This is a genomic window from Gammaproteobacteria bacterium, assembly GCA_013003425.1.
Classification (GTDB): Bacteria; Pseudomonadota; Gammaproteobacteria; order Steroidobacterales; family JABDKV01; genus JABDJB01.
The window spans coordinates 1-16,805 of record JABDJB010000003.1 but is presented as its reverse complement, the minus strand read 5'-3'; the positions used below and the strand labels follow the sequence as shown (position 1 = coordinate 16,805).

Here is a 16,805-nt window from a genome sequence, read left to right as displayed (position 1 = left end):
GTTCACCACGGAATCTCAGAGCCATCCCGATCAAAAAACTTGCCGCTTTGAGCCATCCCGGCCTGATCGATAATGCGGCGCAGCTGGCTCACTGATTCGTCGACCGTAATCAGCCCCCGCGGCCCGCCCATATCAGTGCGAACCCACCCGGGGTGCAGTACGAAGACGCTGATACCGCGGTCGTGCAGATCGATGGCCAGCGACCTCATCGCTGAATTCAATGCGGTCTTTGACGAACGATAGGCATACGAGCCGCCAGATGTATTGTCGGCGATACTGCCCATCTTGCTGGTAATTGTTGCAACGAGTTTGCGCTTGCCGGCCGCAATGTTGTCGATCAACGCCTGAGTCACCATAACGGGCGCAACGGTATTGACGTGCATGCATCGCAACCAGTCTGCGGCATCGAGTTGACCGAACTCCAGTCCCTTGTGCGCATAAACCCCGGCGTTGTTGATCAGCACATCCACCGGCGTACCTTTTAAAACTGCGGCAAACGCGCTGATTTGGGTCTCGCTGCTTACATCGAGCGGGTGCAGACTCAGACTGCCACCGGATGCCTCGGCCAGTGATGCCAGTTCCGTGGCAGTTTCAGGACTGCGGCACGCCGCGTAGACGCGTTGTCCATCGTCGACGTAAGTCTGTGCCAGGCGCAGCCCAATACCGCGGTTTGCTCCGGTGATAACAATGTTATTTGGCATAACTCAGTTTCCTTTACTGCTTATGTGCAGTATAGCCCCGCAAGGCGTCGGTAGAGTTTACGCTTGCGTTTCAGCGCCAGTCTCAAGTGATTGACCAAACGCAAAAAGGCGAGTTGGCGCGAATCTTGCTCCATATCTGCATTGTGCCCGTGAGGAAAATTTCGGGCGGATTACATAAAACAGGACATGAAATGAAACAGCTTTTATCGACGGTAGCCTTGCTGCTGGTTTTTGGTTCGACAAATGCCACAGTGCTGGATTTCGAAAACTTCGATGCCGGTACGATCATGGATACAGAATATGCTGCGCTGGGCGTCAGCATTGCCGCGGTTAACCTGGGTGGCGGGCCTGACCTGGCTGTGGTTTTTGATTCACGCAATCCGACTGGCGGGGACAGCGATCTCGGCGCGCCGTTCTCAAATCCGGTGCTTGGCAGCGCGTCGCCCGGTAATCTTCTTATCATTCAGGAAAATGACAATTGCGATCAATTTACCTGCGCAACACCGGATGATGAAGGGTCACGGCCTGCGGGGCAGCTGATTATCAGCTTCGACGAAGGCGTGCTGCTGGAGAGCATCGATTTCTTTGATGTCGAAGGCGTTGAATCCCATGCCGGTAGTGCGATCCAGTTGTACGACGACGAAGATGTCCTGATTCCGGTTTCTTTCTTTGTGCCTGATACCGGCGGCGACAACATGTGGTCCCAGGTTTTCTTTGGGGTGTCACAGGTCAAAACCATCGTAATAAACATGGGTGGTTCGGGTGCGATCGACAATATCGCTTTCCAGCCACGTGTCGTACCGGTTCCTGCTGCCCTGCCGCTGCTGCTCACAGCACTAGCCGGCCTCGGGGTCTTTCGCAGGCATAGCTGAGTTCTGTCGCGAACACTGGCGAGTCACAAAAAGAACAAGCCAGTTGGGGGAGAGGCGACCCCGTTCCTGCAGCGCAGGGACGGGGTTTTCGTTTTTCTAGAATCTGTCCTCAGCAAGCACCATGATGTTGTCGCTGCCGGCCAGGATGGCTTCACCGTAAGCACGGGAGCGGGGCAGGATCTGCTGGGCAAAAAACTTTGTCGTGATGATCTTTGCTTCGTAAAAACCAGCGTCCTGTGCCCGGGCTGCCAGGTGTCGTCGCGAAACCAGCGCTGCCCGCGCCATTTGCCAGCCTGCCGCGGTAACGCCGGCAAGCATCAGCATGTTGAACGATACTGATCCTGCTGTGTGTACGTCATCACGCTGACGTTCGATAAGAAACGCGGTGGCGGCTTCCAGTGTGTCAACTGCGATACGCAGATTGCGTTCGATTTCATCAAGTTCGTCGTCGTCAGCCAGCTCAAGGATGGTCTGGCGAATATCGCCAATCAGCGCGGTCATGGCGCGTCCTTCATCGCGCAGGATCTTGCGGCCCACCAGGTCGCTGGCCTGAATACCGGTAGTTCCTTCGTAGATAGTGGCAATCCGCGCATCGCGGAAGTGCTGCGCCGCGCCAGTTTCCTCGACAAAGCCCATACCGCCATGGACCTGCACGGCGAGTGACACAATCTCCTGCGCGGTTTCGGTGCACCAGCCCTTGACCGCCGGAACGAGCAGGTCGAGTCGCGACTGGTTTTGCGCCTTTTCGTCGGTATCGGTGCTATGCAGGGCAAAGTCCATCGCATCGCCGGCGCAGGTGCAAAAGGCACGCATCGCCTCTATCTGTGATTTCATCGTCATGAGCATACGACGCACATCCGGATGGTGAATGATGGTTACGCGACCCTCTTCTCCGGGCGCACCACCCTGAACCCGTTCTTTGGCGTAGCGCGCAGCGCGCTGATAGGCACGATCTGCGATGCCGACGCCTTCAATACCGACATGGAGTCGCGCCAGGTTCATCATCGTGAACATGCATGCCAGGCCGTTGTGCCTTTCGCCAACCAGGTAGCCAACCGCGCCCCCGTTGTCACCAAAGCTCACCACGCAGGTCGGGCTGCCGTGGATCCCGATCTTGTGCTCGATTGACACCGGCCGCATGTCATTTCGGGCGCCCGGACTACCGTCGTCGTTCACCATGAATTTGGGAACCAGGAACAGTGAAATACCCTTTACCCCGGCCGGTGCATCCGGCAGGCGCGCCAGCACCATGTGAATGATGTTGTCTGTCATCTGGTGGTCGCCCCAGGTGATAAAGATCTTCTGGCCGGTGATCAGGTAGTGGTCGTCCTGCGGCACTGCCTTGCAGGCAACTGCGGCAAGGTCCGAGCCGGCCTGCGGCTCGGTCAGGTCCATGGTGCCGGTCCACTCGCCGCTGATCATTTTCGGCAGATATTTTTCCTGCAGTTCCTTGCTGCCGTGCGCCAGCAGCGCCTCGACGGCCGCCTGTGACAGCATCGGGCAGAGCGAAAACGCCATGTTGGCCGCCTGCCAGATCTCACCGACGGCAAAGGACACCACGTTTGGCAGCCCACCACCGCCATGATCGGCGCTGAACGGTGCACTGTTCCAGCCGCTCTCAACAAACTGCTGGTAGGCGGCGGCAAATCCTGGTGTCTCGTGGACATCGTCACCTTCAATGCGTGCACCGTTCCGGTCGCCTTCAGCATTGAGCGGTGCCAGAACTTCTGTTGCCAGCCGGCCTGCTTCTTCGAGGACCGACTCAATTACGTCTGGTTCCGCCGCCTCCATGCCGGGTAACTTGCCGATGCCGTCCAGGTCGGCCAGTTGTTCGATGCAAAAGCGCATGTCGCGCGTCGGGGCGTGGTATACGGTCATAGGGAGTCCGTCAGGTTCAGTAGAGAGAGGGCATGGTAATAAAGGAGTCTCGCCGGGTCTATTGCCTGCCCCCGGCACTGACATGCCATCGGGCGACCGCAACACCGGCAAGCAGCCCGGCAAGGTGTCCATCCCAGGAAACAAAAGCCTGCAGCGGCAACAGTCCCCACAGTAGTCCGCCATACACAGCGATAACGAGTGCGCCAATCAGCAGGGTTCCTGCGCTGCGCTCGAACCAGGCCCGCCCCAGCAGCAGCCCGAAGTAACCGAATACGAGACCGCTGGCGCCAACGTGCAGGGCGGTGCGCCCGAATACCCACAGCAAGATGCCGCCCAATACTGCGATTGCCACAGTGCTGGTTACAAAGTGACGCTCACCACGCAAAGCAACCAGGCCACCGAGCGCCAGCAATCCGCCGCTGTTGGAAATCAGATGGGTAAAGCTGCCGTGCAGCAGGGGCGCCAGCAGGATGCCGGGCAAGCCAGCCAGGTGCCTTGGCAGCAGGCCAAAAGTATTGAGGCGGTGCCCGAGAATGAAGTTAACCAGCTCAATGAGCCACAACAGCAGCAGCAGGGCTGCCAAAGGGCGGAAGCGCGACATGGGTCGCATTATGGCGGCTTCCCGGTGTTGCGGGGAAGTCCCATCCGGCCCTCTTTCCTGATAAGCTATACAAGCTTAAGCCTCTGTTCCAGAAACGATATCAGTAGCACAAGTCATGCAAATCCATAAACTTTTAATTCTTTTGATTTCGATGCTGATCATGCCCGCGGCTCAGGCAGATCTGGCCCGCGCGCAATCACTTTTCGAGCAGGGCCGCGCCGGTGAGGCGCTGGCAGAAGTTGACCGGGTGCTGGCGCAATCGCCGGACGACGCCGAGACCAGGTTTCTGCAGGGAATAATTTTTGCCGACATGGGGCGTACGCAACAGGCGATAGAAGTGTTCGCCGGTCTGACGCACGATTACCCGGAACTGCCGGAGCCATACAACAACCTGGCGGTGCTTTTTGCCGAACAGGGTGAATTCGAAAAAGCGCGTGATTCGCTGATGGCTGCGATCCAGACACATCCAAGCTATTCGACAGCGCATGAAAACCTGGGCGACCTTTACGCCAAAATGGCTGGCATCGCTTATGACCGTGCGTTGGAAGAAGATCGTTCCAATAACTCGGCGCGTTTGAAACTTTCTGCCGTTAACGGTTTGTTCTCCGCGCCCCGCTCATTTGCCGAACCGGCTGCGACGCAGGTGGCAAGTGCTGCTCCTCCGCCACAGTCGATACCGCAAGCCGTGCAACCTGAGTCCGATATCATTCAGAGTGAGCCTATACCGGTAACCATACCGGCCGTTGCGCAGCCCGAACCGGAGCCCGAACCAGCCACTGTTGCCATGGTTACACCGCAACCTGCGCCACAGCCGGCACCACAACCTGCTCCGGCGCCAGTGTCATCGGCGGCCGACGATATACGTAACGCGATTCAGGGCTGGGCCAGTGCCTGGTCGAATCAGAATGTGGATGGCTACATCGCTGCCTACGCTCCATCTTTTCGTCCCCCCAACGGTGCCCCGCGCGCCAGCTGGGTAGCGTACCGGCGTGACCGGCTGTCGGCACCCAGCTTTATCGAAATCAGCGTCGACAATCTGGAAGTGGAAATGCTCGGGGCCGATCGTGCGCGTGCAAAGTTTGTCCAGGGCTATCGTTCGAATACCTACCAGGATCGCGTAACCAAGACGTTGACCATGCGTCGCGGAACCGCCGGCTGGCAGATCGAGCGCGAGGTCTCCGAGGCACTCTAGATGGCGCTGCGCAACAAAAGAGTTTTCCTGCCGGCGTTGGTCGCGGCAGCCGCTGTTTTGGTGGCAGCAGCTGCGCACGCACCATCGGCGGGCGGCGTTACTGAACTGAAAGTCGCAAGTTCTGCGGCAGTAGCCAGCAGCGCTGCTGTAGCGACTGCCGGTTCCGTCAGCCCCATGGTTTCCGTCAGCGTGCCGCATCCTGAGCCGGAGCAGCAGCTGATCAATGTCATCGATACGTTTCGCCGTGGCGAAGTTGATGCGGCGATCGCTGAAGCACAATCACTGATCGACGCAAAACCGAACTTTCGCCTGGCGCATCTGGTTTACGGCGACCTGCTGGCCAGCAGGGCGGGCGTGCCGTTGTCGTTCCAGTCTAAAGACATGCCGGATGCCTCGGTATCCCTGCTGATGGATGAGGCGCGGCAACGCTGGAAACATTACCGGACTTCAAAACGTCCCGATCGCGTCCCACAGCCGTTGGTGCGGTTGAGTGAGTCACAGAAAAACGCGCTGGTTGTTGACCTGGCAGCTTCACGCCTGTTTGTTTTTGAGAACAGCGATGGCGTGCCGCGACTGCGCGGCGACTACTACGTGTCGGGCGGTAAGAATGGCGCACACAAGCAACGGCAGGGCGATCGCAGGACGCCGGTTGGCGTCTATTTTGTGGTTGACCGGTTGCCCGGCAACACGCTGCCTGACAAGTACGGGCCAGTCGCATTCCCCGTCGATTACCCGAATGAGTGGGACGTGCGCCACGGCCGCACCGGTGGAGGCATATGGTTGCACGGTGTTGCCAGCTCGACATACAGCCGGCCGCCGCTGGACAGCGATGGTTGTGTTGCGCTGACCAATGCAGAGCTGGAACAGGTAGCGCCGTTGCTTGAGGCTGGCTCAACTCCGGTTCTGATCGCCGAGCAGGTCAGCTGGATTGCCTCTGATGCCATGGAGCAACGCCGGCGGGACATCATGTCGCAGGTGGAGCAGTGGCGAAACGACTGGGAGAGCGGCAGGGTCGAACACTACCTGGGTCATTATTCGCAGGCATTCCATGGCCGCGGTATGGACAAGAAAGCATGGGATGCCTACAAGGCCAACGTGACGCGCAACAAGCGCTATATCCGCGTCGCACTCGAAGACATCAGCGTATTTGGCCATCCGCACGAGCAGGACATGATGGTGGTCAGCTTCAGCCAGCAATACGAAAGTGATCGCTTCAGCAGTAACTCACGAAAACGGCAGTACTGGCGCCTTGAGGGCGACAGCTGGCGGATTGTTTCCGAAGAGAACGTCTCTATCTGATACCGGCAAACAAAGCCGGCCGCAACGGTCAGAGTGCGGCGGCTTCCTTGGCAGTCAGGTAATCAACAACTTCACGCAGCTTTGAAATGCTGCCGGTCATCGATCCGGATGTTACGTATTTGCCGTTAATTACCAGCGCGGGGACACTGTCGATTCCATAGCGCCGCCCGAGGTTGTCCGCCTGGCGAAGTTTTGTGTCAACAGCAAAAGAACCAAAGGCCTTAGTCGCTGCGTCCTTGTCGACGCCGTGCCTGGCGAAAAACGTGATTATTTCTTCTTCGCTGTCCAGGCGATTGCGCTTGTTGTGGAACTCGGTAAAGAAGTCCGCGTGCACGTCTTCCAGCACGCCAAGCGTTTCCGCTGCGTAGTATGCCTTGCTGTGTACGCGGGCCATCTTGTTAAAACTGGCCGGTATGCGCACAAAGCTGACGTATGCCGGCTTTTCAGCGAGGTAGTTTTGTATGAATGGTTCGAAGCTCATGCAGTGCGGGCAGCTGTACATGAACACTTCGGCAACCTCCACCTTGTCGGGTGAGCTGCTGGTCGGTTGCGCCGGGGTCAGCACGCGGTAATGACGGCCGGCTACGATGTCAGGCCGCGGCGCCGGCGCTGTAACCGGCATGGAGGCCGCCGCTGATGGCTCGGCCTGTGGCGTCGCTGCCGGAGCCACGGGCTCGGTAACTTGAGCCAATACCGGCTGACCCGCAGGCTCAGGTGTGGTCACCGCTGCGGCCGGCTCGGGTGATGCAGCCACCGGAGAGGTGGTTGAACTGTTCTCGGCGCTGCAGGCCGGGAGGGTGATGCAAACAGCCAGTAACAGGCCGACGAAACTTTTCATAATCACTCCGGTGAATCTGGGTCTTGAGAGATATTAGTAATCCGCGGGCGGCTTCAGTTCAATCGGCTGCCACCGTCTTTTACAGTCCGGCCTAACGCAAACCCTGCGCATAGGACGAGACTGCTTCGATTTCAGCGTCTGTCATGGCCGCTGCGATATTACGCATCATCTGGTCCTTGTCGGTCTTGCGCTCGCCCGATGCGTACAGACGCAGCTGGTCGGCAAGGTATTTGGCGTGCTGTCCGGCAAGACGAGGCATCTTTGCGCCCGGATTGCCGTGCCCGTTGGGACCATGACAGGCTGCACACGCGCTGACGCCGGTTGCCGGGTTGCCACCGCGCCAGATTTTCCGGCCCGCGTTGAGCTTTGCCGGGTCGGTTGTGCCGCCCTTCAGCTCCCGGGCGGCGTAGTAGGCGGCCAGGTCCTGCCGGGCCTGCTCATCGAGCCCCATTGCCATCGGGGTCATCAGGGCGTTGGACCGGTCACCCGTCTTGTACGCCTCCAGCTGTACTACGAGATAGCTGGCATGCTGCTGGGCCAGGTTGGGCCATTCAGGATTGATGCTGTTGCCGTCGGCACCATGGCAGGCAGTGCAGGTTGCCGACCTGGCCTTGCCGGCATCGGGGTCACCGTCGGCCCAAACCGGCAGCGACAGGCACATTGCCGCCATGAGAATTCCAGCTTTCCTGATCATGCGAACTCCTTCAGGTTAACGGGGCCTGTGCTAGACTGCCGGCCCGCGTTTCAAACCCGCCGAATTCTACACCATCCGGGCAGCTTATCGCCCGATGACCGCTCGCATGACCGAATCCCGGCAGCCCAACCCGTTCCAGCAATCCAGCTTCATCAGCAGCGCCTGGGAAGTGGCGGATTTTGTGCCGGATGAGGGTCTGGAAGTGGCCTTTGCCGGGCGCTCCAATGCCGGCAAATCCAGCGCAATCAACGTGATTGCCGGCCAGCGGCAGCTGGCCCGCATCAGCAAGACACCCGGTCGCACCCAGCTGATCAATTTCTTTGACGTCGACGCCGACCGGCGACTCGTTGACCTGCCAGGCTACGGTTATGCCAAAGTGCCGGAGAAGATGCAGCGTCACTGGCGCGTGCTTATGGAATCCTATTTCGCCACCCGGCGCAGCCTGGCCGGGCTTTTCGTCATCATGGATGTGCGCCGGCCCCTCACTGATTACGACACCCAGATGCTCGATTGGGCGATCAGCCGGGAGTGCCCGGCGCATGTGCTGCTCACCAAGGCTGACAAGCTCAAGCGCGGCAAGGCCGCCAGTTCGTTGCTTGGCGTGCGCCGGGACATCGGTGATGCGGCAACCGTGCAGCTTTTTTCCGCCCAGACCCGCCAGGGCGTTGACGAGGCACGGCTGGAGCTGGCAACCATGCTGGGCCTTGCCGGAGGCTGAAAAAAAAGAGCCCCGGTGCCAACGTAGGGGAACGCACCGGGGCAGCTTGTTGCCCGACATGGGGTGGCCGGGCAGCTTGCCCGCTCAGGGAGGGTAGCGGGCGAGCGTCGTTGATGGCGCTCCCTATGTTTGAGGCCGGGTCCAGAAGAAAGTTCCGCACTGCAGCGAGACTATAACCTGTTGTTTTCTCGATAGTTTACCGAGCGAAACATTACAGGAAGGGCAAAATCAAGGATCCCCCACAGCCGCACTGCCCTTCCCACCGAGCTTGAGCACAGCCCGGCGGGAGGTCGGTACGTTGCCCGGCAGTCCTTGCCGAGGGTAAACACAGGTCGAAGGTGATGTCGGCACGCTGCGGCCGGGACACAAGCTGCAGCCGTTGTTGTCAGCATCTCCCGAAGTAGCCCGGAAAGCAGCAGTTGAGCTGCATCGCCTTTGGCGATGTCTCCTTCAACTGCATTCGTGGCATCAACGCTAGTGGGCTTCGTCCCAGTTCGCTCCGGAACCGGTATCGACCTTCAGCGGCACCTGCAGCTCGGCTGCGTCGGCCATCAGTCGCACGACGTTGTCGGTTACTTCGCTGATGTTCTTCTCAGGCACCTCGAGAACCAGCTCGTCATGCACCTGCATGATCAGTCGTGCGCCGGCACCATGCGATTGCAGCCACTGGTGCACGGAGATCATTGCGCGCTTGATGATATCTGCCGCCGTTCCCTGCATCGGCGCATTGATTGCGCTGCGCTCCGCATACTGCCGTCGACCGGCATTACGTGACTGGATGTCGTTAAGATACAGGCGCCGGCCGAACACGGTCTCGACGTAACCCTGTTCCCGAGCCAGTTCCCGGGTCTGGTCCATATAGCGACGGACCCCTGGATAACGGTCGAAATACAGATCGACATACTGCTGCGCTTCGCGTCTGGCAATTCCCAGCTGTCGTGCCAGCCCGAAGGCAGACATGCCATATATCAGGCCAAAGTTGATGGCCTTGGCAGCGCGCCGCTGATCAGCGGATACCTTTGAAGGTGCAACTTCAAATACCTCCGCAGCAGTTGCCTGGTGCACATCACGATCTTCGGCGAATGCGGTCAGCAACCCCTCATCACCGGACAGGTGCGCCATAATCCGCAATTCGATCTGCGAATAGTCCGCCGCCAGCAATACGGTGCCTTTTGGCGGTATGAATGCCTGGCGTATGCGACGTCCTTCCGGCGTACGGATAGGAATGTTCTGCAGGTTCGGGTCGGAAGAAGACAGGCGTCCGGTCGCGGCGACCGCCTGGTGGTACGAGGTGTGTACCCGGCCGGTGCGCCCGTTGATCTGCAACGGCAGCTTTTCGGTGTATGTAGAACGCAGTTTGCTCAGGCTGCGATACTCCAGGATCAGCCCGGGCAAAGGGTAATCCTCTGCCAGTTCCTGCAGGACGTCTTCGGCCGTCGACGGCTGCTTTTTTGGAGTGCGCCGCAGGATGGGCAGGCCGAGACGCTCGAACAGCACTTCCTGCAGCTGCTTCGGCGACTCCAGGTTGAACGGGCTGCCGGCCTCCTCGTGGGCCTTTTCCTCTATTATTGCCATGCGCTCGCGAAATTCTTCGCTCATTTCGGCAAGCATTGCCGAGTCAATCAGTACGCCGGTGTACTCCATCGACTGCAGCACGCTGACCAGCGGCTGCTCGATCTGGCGATACAGTTTTTCCAGCGGTGGTACAGCACGCAGGCGTGGCCAGATCCTGCGATGCAGCTGCAGCGTAATGTCGGCATCTTCGGCGGCGTAGGGTGCAGCCTGCTCCAGCGCTACCTGGTTAAAGCTCAGCTGCTTGGCGCCCTTGCCTGCTACTTCCTCGTACTTGATGGTTTTGCGTTCCAGGTAACGCGCTGCCAGAGAGTCCATGTCGTGGCGACTGGCGGTGCTGTTGAGTACATAGGACTCGAGCATCGAGTCGTAGCGCATGCCACGCAGTTCGATGTCGTAGTTCCTCAATACATGGGCATCGTACTTGAGATGATGGCCGAGTTTGTCGCGCTTTTCGTCCTCGAGCAGCGGCTTTAGTTTATCCAGCACCATGTCGCGCGCCAGCTGATCGGGAGCGCCGGGATAATCATGTGCCACCGGGACATACCAGGCCTTGCCCGGTTCGGTGCAGAAGGAAAGGCCAACAACCTCGGCATCCATATAATTGAGACTGGTGGTTTCGGTATCGATAACGAAAAGGTCAGCTTTTTTCAACGCTGTGATCATCTTGTTCAATGCCGTAGCAGTGAACACCGTTTCGTAATCGCCGGCAGTGCGTTCCTCAACCGGCTCGGTCTCGTCGTCGTCAGGTAGTTGTCGCAGCAGCGAGTTCAGATCGAGCCGGGAATAAATTTCGCGTAACGTGTCGTAGTCGGGCTCAGCCCGTACAAGATCGGCCGGCTTAACCGCCAATTCCAGATCAGTGACGATCGTCGCCAGTTTTTGCGACAGCAGGGCGTCCTCTTTGTGCTTTTCCAGCCTGGCGCCGAGTTTGCCGGCGCCCCGCACTTCGACGTCAGCCACTTCGTCGATGTTGGAGTAGATCTCGTCAATATTTGCGAAATGACCGAGCAGGGCCGCAGCAGTTTTTGGGCCAACGCCCGGGACGCCCGGTATGTTGTCTGACTTGTCGCCCACCAGAGCCAGGTAGTCGACGATCTGGGCCGGTTCAACGCCGAACTTCTCCTTGACACGATCGCGGTCCATTACGCGGTCAAACATCGTATCGATCAGCGTGATGCCGCGGGCAACAAACTGGGCCATGTCCTTGTCGATGGTCGATACCAGCGTCTTTGTGCCGGCCTCATGTGCCTGCACGGCCAGCGTGCCGATGACGTCGTCGGCCTCTACTCCTTCAATTTGCAGTAGCGGAAGCCCCATGGATTCGACGATTTGCATCAACGGCTTCAGCTGCGAGCGCAGCTCGTCGGGCATTGGCGGTCGGTGCGCCTTGTATTCTGAATAGATCTCGTCGCGAAATGTTTTGCCCTTCGCGTCAAATACAACGGCAACCTGAGTCGGGTCGTATTCACGCAACAACTTCAGCAGCATGTTGGTGACACCGAGGATAGCGCCGGTTGGTTCCCCGGAATTGCTGGTTAGTGGGGGTAAGGCGTGAAAGGCCCGGTACAGGTACGACGACCCGTCGACCAGGACAAACGGCCGCTCCTGCTCTTGCTCACTCATCGGCGGTGGTCATGAATTTTTCCTGTCGCCCCAGGTCGGCCAATGTTTCCCGCTGTCGCGTCAGCCGGGCAATGTTGTCGTCAATCATTACTTCAGTGCAGCGTGGTCTGCTGTTGTAGTGCGAACTCATCGCGGCGCCGTAAGCGCCAGCATCCATGATGGCCAGCAGACTACCCTCTCGAATAGCCAGCCGACGCCAGCTGCCAAGCGTGTCGCCGGTTTCGCACACCGGGCCAACGATGTCGTACGTACCGCTGGGCGGTGCGCCGTTAGTCTCGACATTGATAATATCGTGATGAGCCTGGTACAGGGCAGGTCTGAGCAGGTCGTTCATGCCCGCATCGACTACCGCAAAACTTTTTACTTCATTGTGCTTGATGCGAACCACGCGAGTAAGCAGAACACCCGCACGCGCTACCATGGAGCGGCCCGGCTCAATCACTATTTCCAGATCAGGGTGTTGCCTGAACACCTCGGTCAGGGCGGATACATAATCGCCGATGGCCGGCGCCGCGGGTCCGATACCCAGACCGCCACCAAGGTCGACATGGTCAAGGCTGATTCCGGTTTCGCGTAGTTCGTCGACCAGCCAGCATAGCCGGCCAGCTGCCGCGATAAGCGGGCCCAGTTGCTCGATCTGTGAACCGATATGCATCGCGAGTCCCTTTAGCGCGACTCCTCTCATTGCCTGCATCTGCGCGGCGAGGCCGGCCACCTGCTGCTGGGTAATGCCAAATTTGTGGTTGCTGCCGCCGGTTGAAATATGCGGATGAGTCGATGCCGTTACGTCCGGGTTTACTCGCAAGGCGACGGGGGCTACTGCTCCCCGACGCAGGGCAAGCTGATTCAAACGCTGCAATTCTGCCGGCGACTCGATATTGAAGGAGCGTATGCCGGCATCAAGAGCAGCTTCAATTTCTTCATCCATCTTGCCGACGCCGGAAAAGACGACGCGATCGGCAGATCCGCCACCTTCGAGCACGCGCGCCAGCTCGCCCCCGGAAACAATATCAAAGCCGGCACCCGCCCTGGCGAGGGTACTGATGATTGCCGTAGCCGGATTGGCTTTAACCGCGTAACAGATCATATGCCGACTGTCGCCGAACGCGGCAGTGAATTGCCTGAACCTGCTTACTATGGCCCGTCGGCAGTAGACGTAGCCGGGAGTGCCATAAAGACGTGCTATTTCGGTCAGGTCGATGCCGTCGGCATGCAGGGAGCCATTGCGGAACCGGAATGCTTCAGTCGAGCTGTTCGGACTGGCTGCTTTCTTCATCATCGATCTCGACCTGCTCTTGTTCGGGCCAGTACAGGTCGCCGGTTTGACCGCAACCTTGTAGAGCCAGCAGTGCAACCAGCAACACTACAAAGCAATGCATTGGATTATCCCCCGTTCCGGACAGCAGCTTAGCACGCCCTCAGGAACTCCGATCCAGTACGGAAAGCGTGATGCGCGACAGGCATACCAGCCGGTTTTCATCGTCATGGATTTCGATTTGCCACACCTGGGTACTGCGACCGATATGGACCGGCCGGGCGTTTCCGGTAACCTGACCACGATGCACCGCGCGTACGTGATTGGCGTTGATTTCCAGACCGACGCAGGCGAAGCGAGCAGGATCGACTGCCAGGTTGGCTGCAACACTGCCAAGAGTTTCGGCCAACACCACCGAAGCGCCGCCGTGCAGCAGCCCCATCGGCTGCCTGGTCCGGTCATCGACCGGCATTGTCGCCTGTATATAGTCGTCGCCAATCTCAGTGATAAGGATGCCGAGATGCTCGGCCATTGGGCCCAGCCTGCCGGTAGCGTCTCCGGCGAGCGGCTGCTGCTGAAACCAGATACTCACTTGCGGCCCGTAATCATGCGATGGAGGATGGCCATCTGTACGGGCACACGGTTTGATGCCTGCAGAACCACTGCGCTGCGTGGACCCTCCAGCACATCGGCAGTTACGGAGACCTCGCGCCGCACCGGCAACGTGTTCATGTATTGGCATGTTTCCTGGGCGTTGTTGAACCAGCGTTCGTCGACACGCCAGTCGCTGAGTCCGGTGCGTAGTTCAGCATCCGCAGCAGCATCGCCATAGCTGTCCGTGGTAGCCCAGGATGCTCCGTATACAACGTGAGCAGCTTCCGTGGCGGCTTCTCGATCGTCAGTTTCGATAACCGAACCGCCGGTTTCTGTCGCTACCGCGCGAGTTTTTTGCACCAGAGGCGATGGCAGCCGGTAACCCGGTGGTGTATGAACACTGATTCGCATACCGCGAGACGCCGCAACATGCAGCGCAGTTGCCGCCGCTGCCAGCGGTCTCGGTTCAGTGTCATAAGTCCAGGTGAGCACGAAGCGGCCGCCGCGGCCGGGAATTTCCAGATCGTCCATGGTCTTGCGGTCGGCAAGGCCCTGGCAGGGATGGTGTATGGCCGACCCCAGGTTGATCAGCGGTGTCGGACAGGATGCCGCAAACCGGCGAAAGAGGTCTTCGTTCAGATCTGCTTTGAGGTCGTTACAGGGGCCATGCGCGCGAATACCGATAGCGTCGCTATAGCTGCCGAGCGTCTGCAGTACTTCATGAGCGTGATGCCGGCGCAGTGTCATTGGTGTCTCGGCTTCGGTCTCCAGCCCGTCCTGCGGCTCCAGCACTATGCATTGCCCGCCGAGCCGACTCATTGCGGCCTGGAAGCTCGACACCGTGTGGAAGGATCGATCCATCAGCAGTAGTGTCACAACGCGGCCGGCCAGCGCGGTCGAATCGCGCTGTTTGTCCAGCCGGGTTGCCAGTGCAAGCAAACCGGAAATTTGCCTTTCGTTGAAGCCGGCGAGGTCCAGGAAGTATTTCATGAATGTATTTTGTCGCTTTGGTGGGGGCTGGATCACGATAACAACGTGCGCCTCGGAATTGTAGGTAACCACTGAAGCCGGGGCCAGTATCCGGTCCAAATGACACCAGATGCTACAATCGCGCGCCGCCCCGGAACCGGACCCACCATGACGGACCTCGAGACAATTGAAATTGAAACCTCGGAGCAACCGGATAATGCAGTTATCTGGCTGCATGGGCTGGGAGCAGACGGCAATGACTTCGTGCCGATTGTGCCCGAACTGGGCATAGCCGATACACGTTTTGTGTTTCCTCATGCGCCGGTTCGTCCGGTCACCCTTAACAACGGTTTCCGCATGCGGGCGTGGTTCGATATTTTGGACCTGACGCGTGACACTCCGCCCGATATCGCCGGAATGGATGAAAGCGCAGCAAATATAGCCACACTGATAAAGCGCGAGAATGACCGTGGCATCGATTGCAGCAGGATTGTGCTCGCCGGGTTTTCTCAGGGCGGAGTGATGGCGCTTTACGTCGGGCTAACCTACCCGGAGCAGCTCGCCGGCATCATCGGGTTGTCAACGTGGCTGCCGATGCGTGATCTGGCTTCACCGGCAAACCGGGAAACCCCGATTCTCATGGGTCATGGCCTGGCCGATCCAGTAGTTCCGATCAGCGGTGGTGAAGCTTCACGCGACCATCTCAGGGAGCAGGGGCATAACATTGAATGGCATCAGTACGTAATGGCCCATGCGGTCTGCCCGCAGGAAATTCACGATGTTGCCGCCTTCCTGCAGCGGGTGTCCGGCGGTCACAGCTGACGCCCGCCGGGGCTCTCTTTCCCGACGACTAGTGCGTCGCCGCGTAGTTCTCCACTTGCTGCCACACACGCAGCAGGTTGCCCGAGAGTATTTTCCGGATTTCTTCCTCGCTGTAACCGCGATCGATCAGGCCGGCGATGAGGTTGGGATAGGAAGAAACGTCTTTCAGCCCGGTCGGCAGGCTGTCACCAACGCCGTCGTAGTCTGAGCCTATGCCAACGTGGTCGATACCCACGAGTTCCACGACATGATCGATGTTATCGAGCACATCATCCAGATCCGCGAAGGGATAGGGCTTTTTCTCGCTGTAGCGTTTGTTGAATTCATCGGCCTCTGGCCCGCCGGCCTCGTACCCGTGCTTTTCCAGGTAAGCTTTACGTTTGGCCTGACGGTCCATGCTCCATGCGTGCGAACGCTTGTTGATAAAAGTGGAGCCAAAGTTAATCTGGATAACGCCACCGTTGTCGGCCAGCGCGCGAATCATGTCGTCATCCATGTTGCGTTCCCATCCTGGCGTGAATGCACGCACCGACGAGTGGCTGGCGATTACCGGTGTAGCCGTAAGGCCAACTACATCGTAAAACGCTTCGTCGGAGACATGAGATACATCGATCATCATGCCGGTATCATTCATTGCCTTGACCAGTTGCTGACCAAACGGACTGAGCCCGTCCCACAAACGTTGCTCGTCATACGATGAGTCGGCGATGTGGTTGGACTTTGAATGCGTCAATGTGATGTAGCGGATACCACGGTTATAAAAATGACGCAGGTTCTCAAGGTCACCTTCGATCGCCGATCCGTTTTCCATGCCCATCGCCAGGCCTATAAGCCCTCGCTGCATTAATCCTTCGAGCTCATCCGTGCTGACCACTACGGAAAACCTGTCTGGTGCGCGTCGCTCGAGCTCTGCAACCAGGTCAATCAGTGTATCGGCCAGGTCCCTGGCGCCCCCCTCGCGTTCGTAGCGTGCCGGTATGTAGATCGACATGAACGGAACGTTGAGCCCGCCACGCATTGCACGCGGATAATCAAAGTCGCCTTTCTGCGTGGCCTGGGTTACATCCTCGTATTCGCTCTGCAGCCGGTAAGGCACATCAATATGGGTATCGATGATCATCAGTTGTTGCGCCAGCGCCTGCGCTTCCGGCTGGTGCTTTGCATAGGGGGCAGC

At 58.8% G+C, this 16,805-nt stretch carries 16 protein-coding genes; 5 read left to right on the top strand and 11 right to left on the bottom strand.

Going from position 1 to position 16,805, the window contains the following annotated elements:
• Positions 1–2: 2 nt before the first annotated feature.
• Positions 3–701, bottom strand: coding sequence for an SDR family oxidoreductase (locus tag HKN06_00115; protein ID NNF59709.1), 699 nt, complete (start codon positions 699–701; stop codon positions 3–5).
• 191 nt (positions 702–892) lie between these two features.
• Here HKN06_00115 and HKN06_00110 point away from each other — a divergent pair, with 191 nt between their 5' ends.
• On the top strand, positions 893–1,573 hold the full coding sequence (locus HKN06_00110) for a VPLPA-CTERM sorting domain-containing protein (GenBank protein NNF59708.1): 681 nt from the start codon (positions 893–895) through the stop codon (positions 1,571–1,573).
• A 96-nt stretch (positions 1,574–1,669) separates the two neighbouring features.
• On the opposite strand, the gene HKN06_00105 is transcribed toward HKN06_00110, so the two are convergent.
• Together HKN06_00105 and HKN06_00100 are read right to left on the bottom strand one after the other, a co-directional pair.
• Positions 1,670–3,451: an acyl-CoA dehydrogenase gene (locus HKN06_00105; protein ID NNF59707.1), complete on the bottom strand. Its 1,782-nt coding sequence runs from the start codon at positions 3,449–3,451 to the stop codon at positions 1,670–1,672.
• A 58-nt stretch (positions 3,452–3,509) separates the two neighbouring features.
• Positions 3,510–4,061 carry a rhomboid family intramembrane serine protease gene (locus tag HKN06_00100; protein ID NNF59706.1) on the bottom strand — a complete coding sequence of 184 codons (552 nt, stop codon included), beginning with the start codon at positions 4,059–4,061 and terminating at the stop codon, positions 3,510–3,512.
• Positions 4,062–4,167: 106 nt separating this feature from the next.
• Here HKN06_00100 and HKN06_00095 point away from each other — a divergent pair, with 106 nt between their 5' ends.
• Positions 4,168–5,244 carry a tetratricopeptide repeat protein gene (locus tag HKN06_00095; protein NNF59705.1) on the top strand — a complete coding sequence of 359 codons (1,077 nt, stop codon included), beginning with the start codon at positions 4,168–4,170 and terminating at the stop codon, positions 5,242–5,244.
• Positions 5,245–6,543, top strand: a complete 1,299-nt coding sequence (locus HKN06_00090) for a L,D-transpeptidase family protein (protein NNF59704.1) — start codon at positions 5,245–5,247, stop codon at positions 6,541–6,543.
• Between the two features lie 28 nt (positions 6,544–6,571).
• Here HKN06_00090 and HKN06_00085 read toward each other — a convergent pair whose 3' ends face one another.
• Positions 6,572–7,381 carry a thioredoxin domain-containing protein gene (locus tag HKN06_00085; protein ID NNF59703.1) on the bottom strand — a complete coding sequence of 270 codons (810 nt, stop codon included), beginning with the start codon at positions 7,379–7,381 and terminating at the stop codon, positions 6,572–6,574.
• Between the two features lie 91 nt (positions 7,382–7,472).
• The gene (locus tag HKN06_00080) at positions 7,473–8,075 is read right to left on the bottom strand and encodes a cytochrome c4 (protein ID NNF59702.1); all 603 of its coding nucleotides are present in this window, start codon (positions 8,073–8,075) and stop codon (positions 7,473–7,475) included.
• 106 nt (positions 8,076–8,181) lie between these two features.
• Here HKN06_00080 and HKN06_00075 point away from each other — a divergent pair, with 106 nt between their 5' ends.
• On the top strand, positions 8,182–8,793 hold the full coding sequence (locus tag HKN06_00075) for a YihA family ribosome biogenesis GTP-binding protein (protein ID NNF59701.1): 612 nt from the start codon (positions 8,182–8,184) through the stop codon (positions 8,791–8,793).
• Between the two features lie 474 nt (positions 8,794–9,267).
• On the opposite strand, the gene polA is transcribed toward HKN06_00075, so the two are convergent.
• Genes polA through HKN06_00050 form a run of 5 tightly spaced genes read right to left on the bottom strand, consistent with a single transcriptional unit; the run spans position 9,268 to position 14,830 of the window.
• Positions 9,268–11,991, bottom strand: coding sequence for a DNA polymerase I (gene polA / locus HKN06_00070; GenBank protein ID NNF59700.1), 2,724 nt, complete (start codon positions 11,989–11,991; stop codon positions 9,268–9,270).
• Positions 11,984–13,267, bottom strand: coding sequence for a diaminopimelate decarboxylase (gene lysA, locus HKN06_00065; protein ID NNF59699.1), 1,284 nt, complete (start codon positions 13,265–13,267; stop codon positions 11,984–11,986). The genes polA and lysA overlap by 8 nt, the downstream gene beginning before the upstream one ends.
• Positions 13,233–13,370, bottom strand: coding sequence for a hypothetical protein (locus HKN06_00060; protein ID NNF59698.1), 138 nt, complete (start codon positions 13,368–13,370; stop codon positions 13,233–13,235). The genes lysA and HKN06_00060 overlap by 35 nt, the downstream gene beginning before the upstream one ends.
• Before the next feature lie 39 nt (positions 13,371–13,409).
• Complete coding sequence (locus tag HKN06_00055) at positions 13,410–13,778, bottom strand: hotdog fold thioesterase (protein NNF59697.1); 369 nt, start codon at positions 13,776–13,778, stop codon at positions 13,410–13,412.
• A gap of 56 nt (positions 13,779–13,834) precedes the next feature.
• On the bottom strand, positions 13,835–14,830 hold the full coding sequence (locus HKN06_00050) for a hypothetical protein (protein NNF59696.1): 996 nt from the start codon (positions 14,828–14,830) through the stop codon (positions 13,835–13,837).
• A 147-nt stretch (positions 14,831–14,977) separates the two neighbouring features.
• Between HKN06_00050 and HKN06_00045 the strand changes: the two genes are divergently transcribed.
• Positions 14,978–15,631 (top strand): carboxylesterase, encoded by a 654-nt coding sequence (locus HKN06_00045; protein ID NNF59695.1) that lies wholly within the window; start codon positions 14,978–14,980, stop codon positions 15,629–15,631.
• A 28-nt stretch (positions 15,632–15,659) separates the two neighbouring features.
• Here the strand turns inward: HKN06_00045 and HKN06_00040 are convergent.
• Positions 15,660–16,805 (bottom strand): membrane dipeptidase (locus tag HKN06_00040; GenBank protein ID NNF59694.1); only part of this gene is annotated, 1,146 nt, incomplete at its 5' end.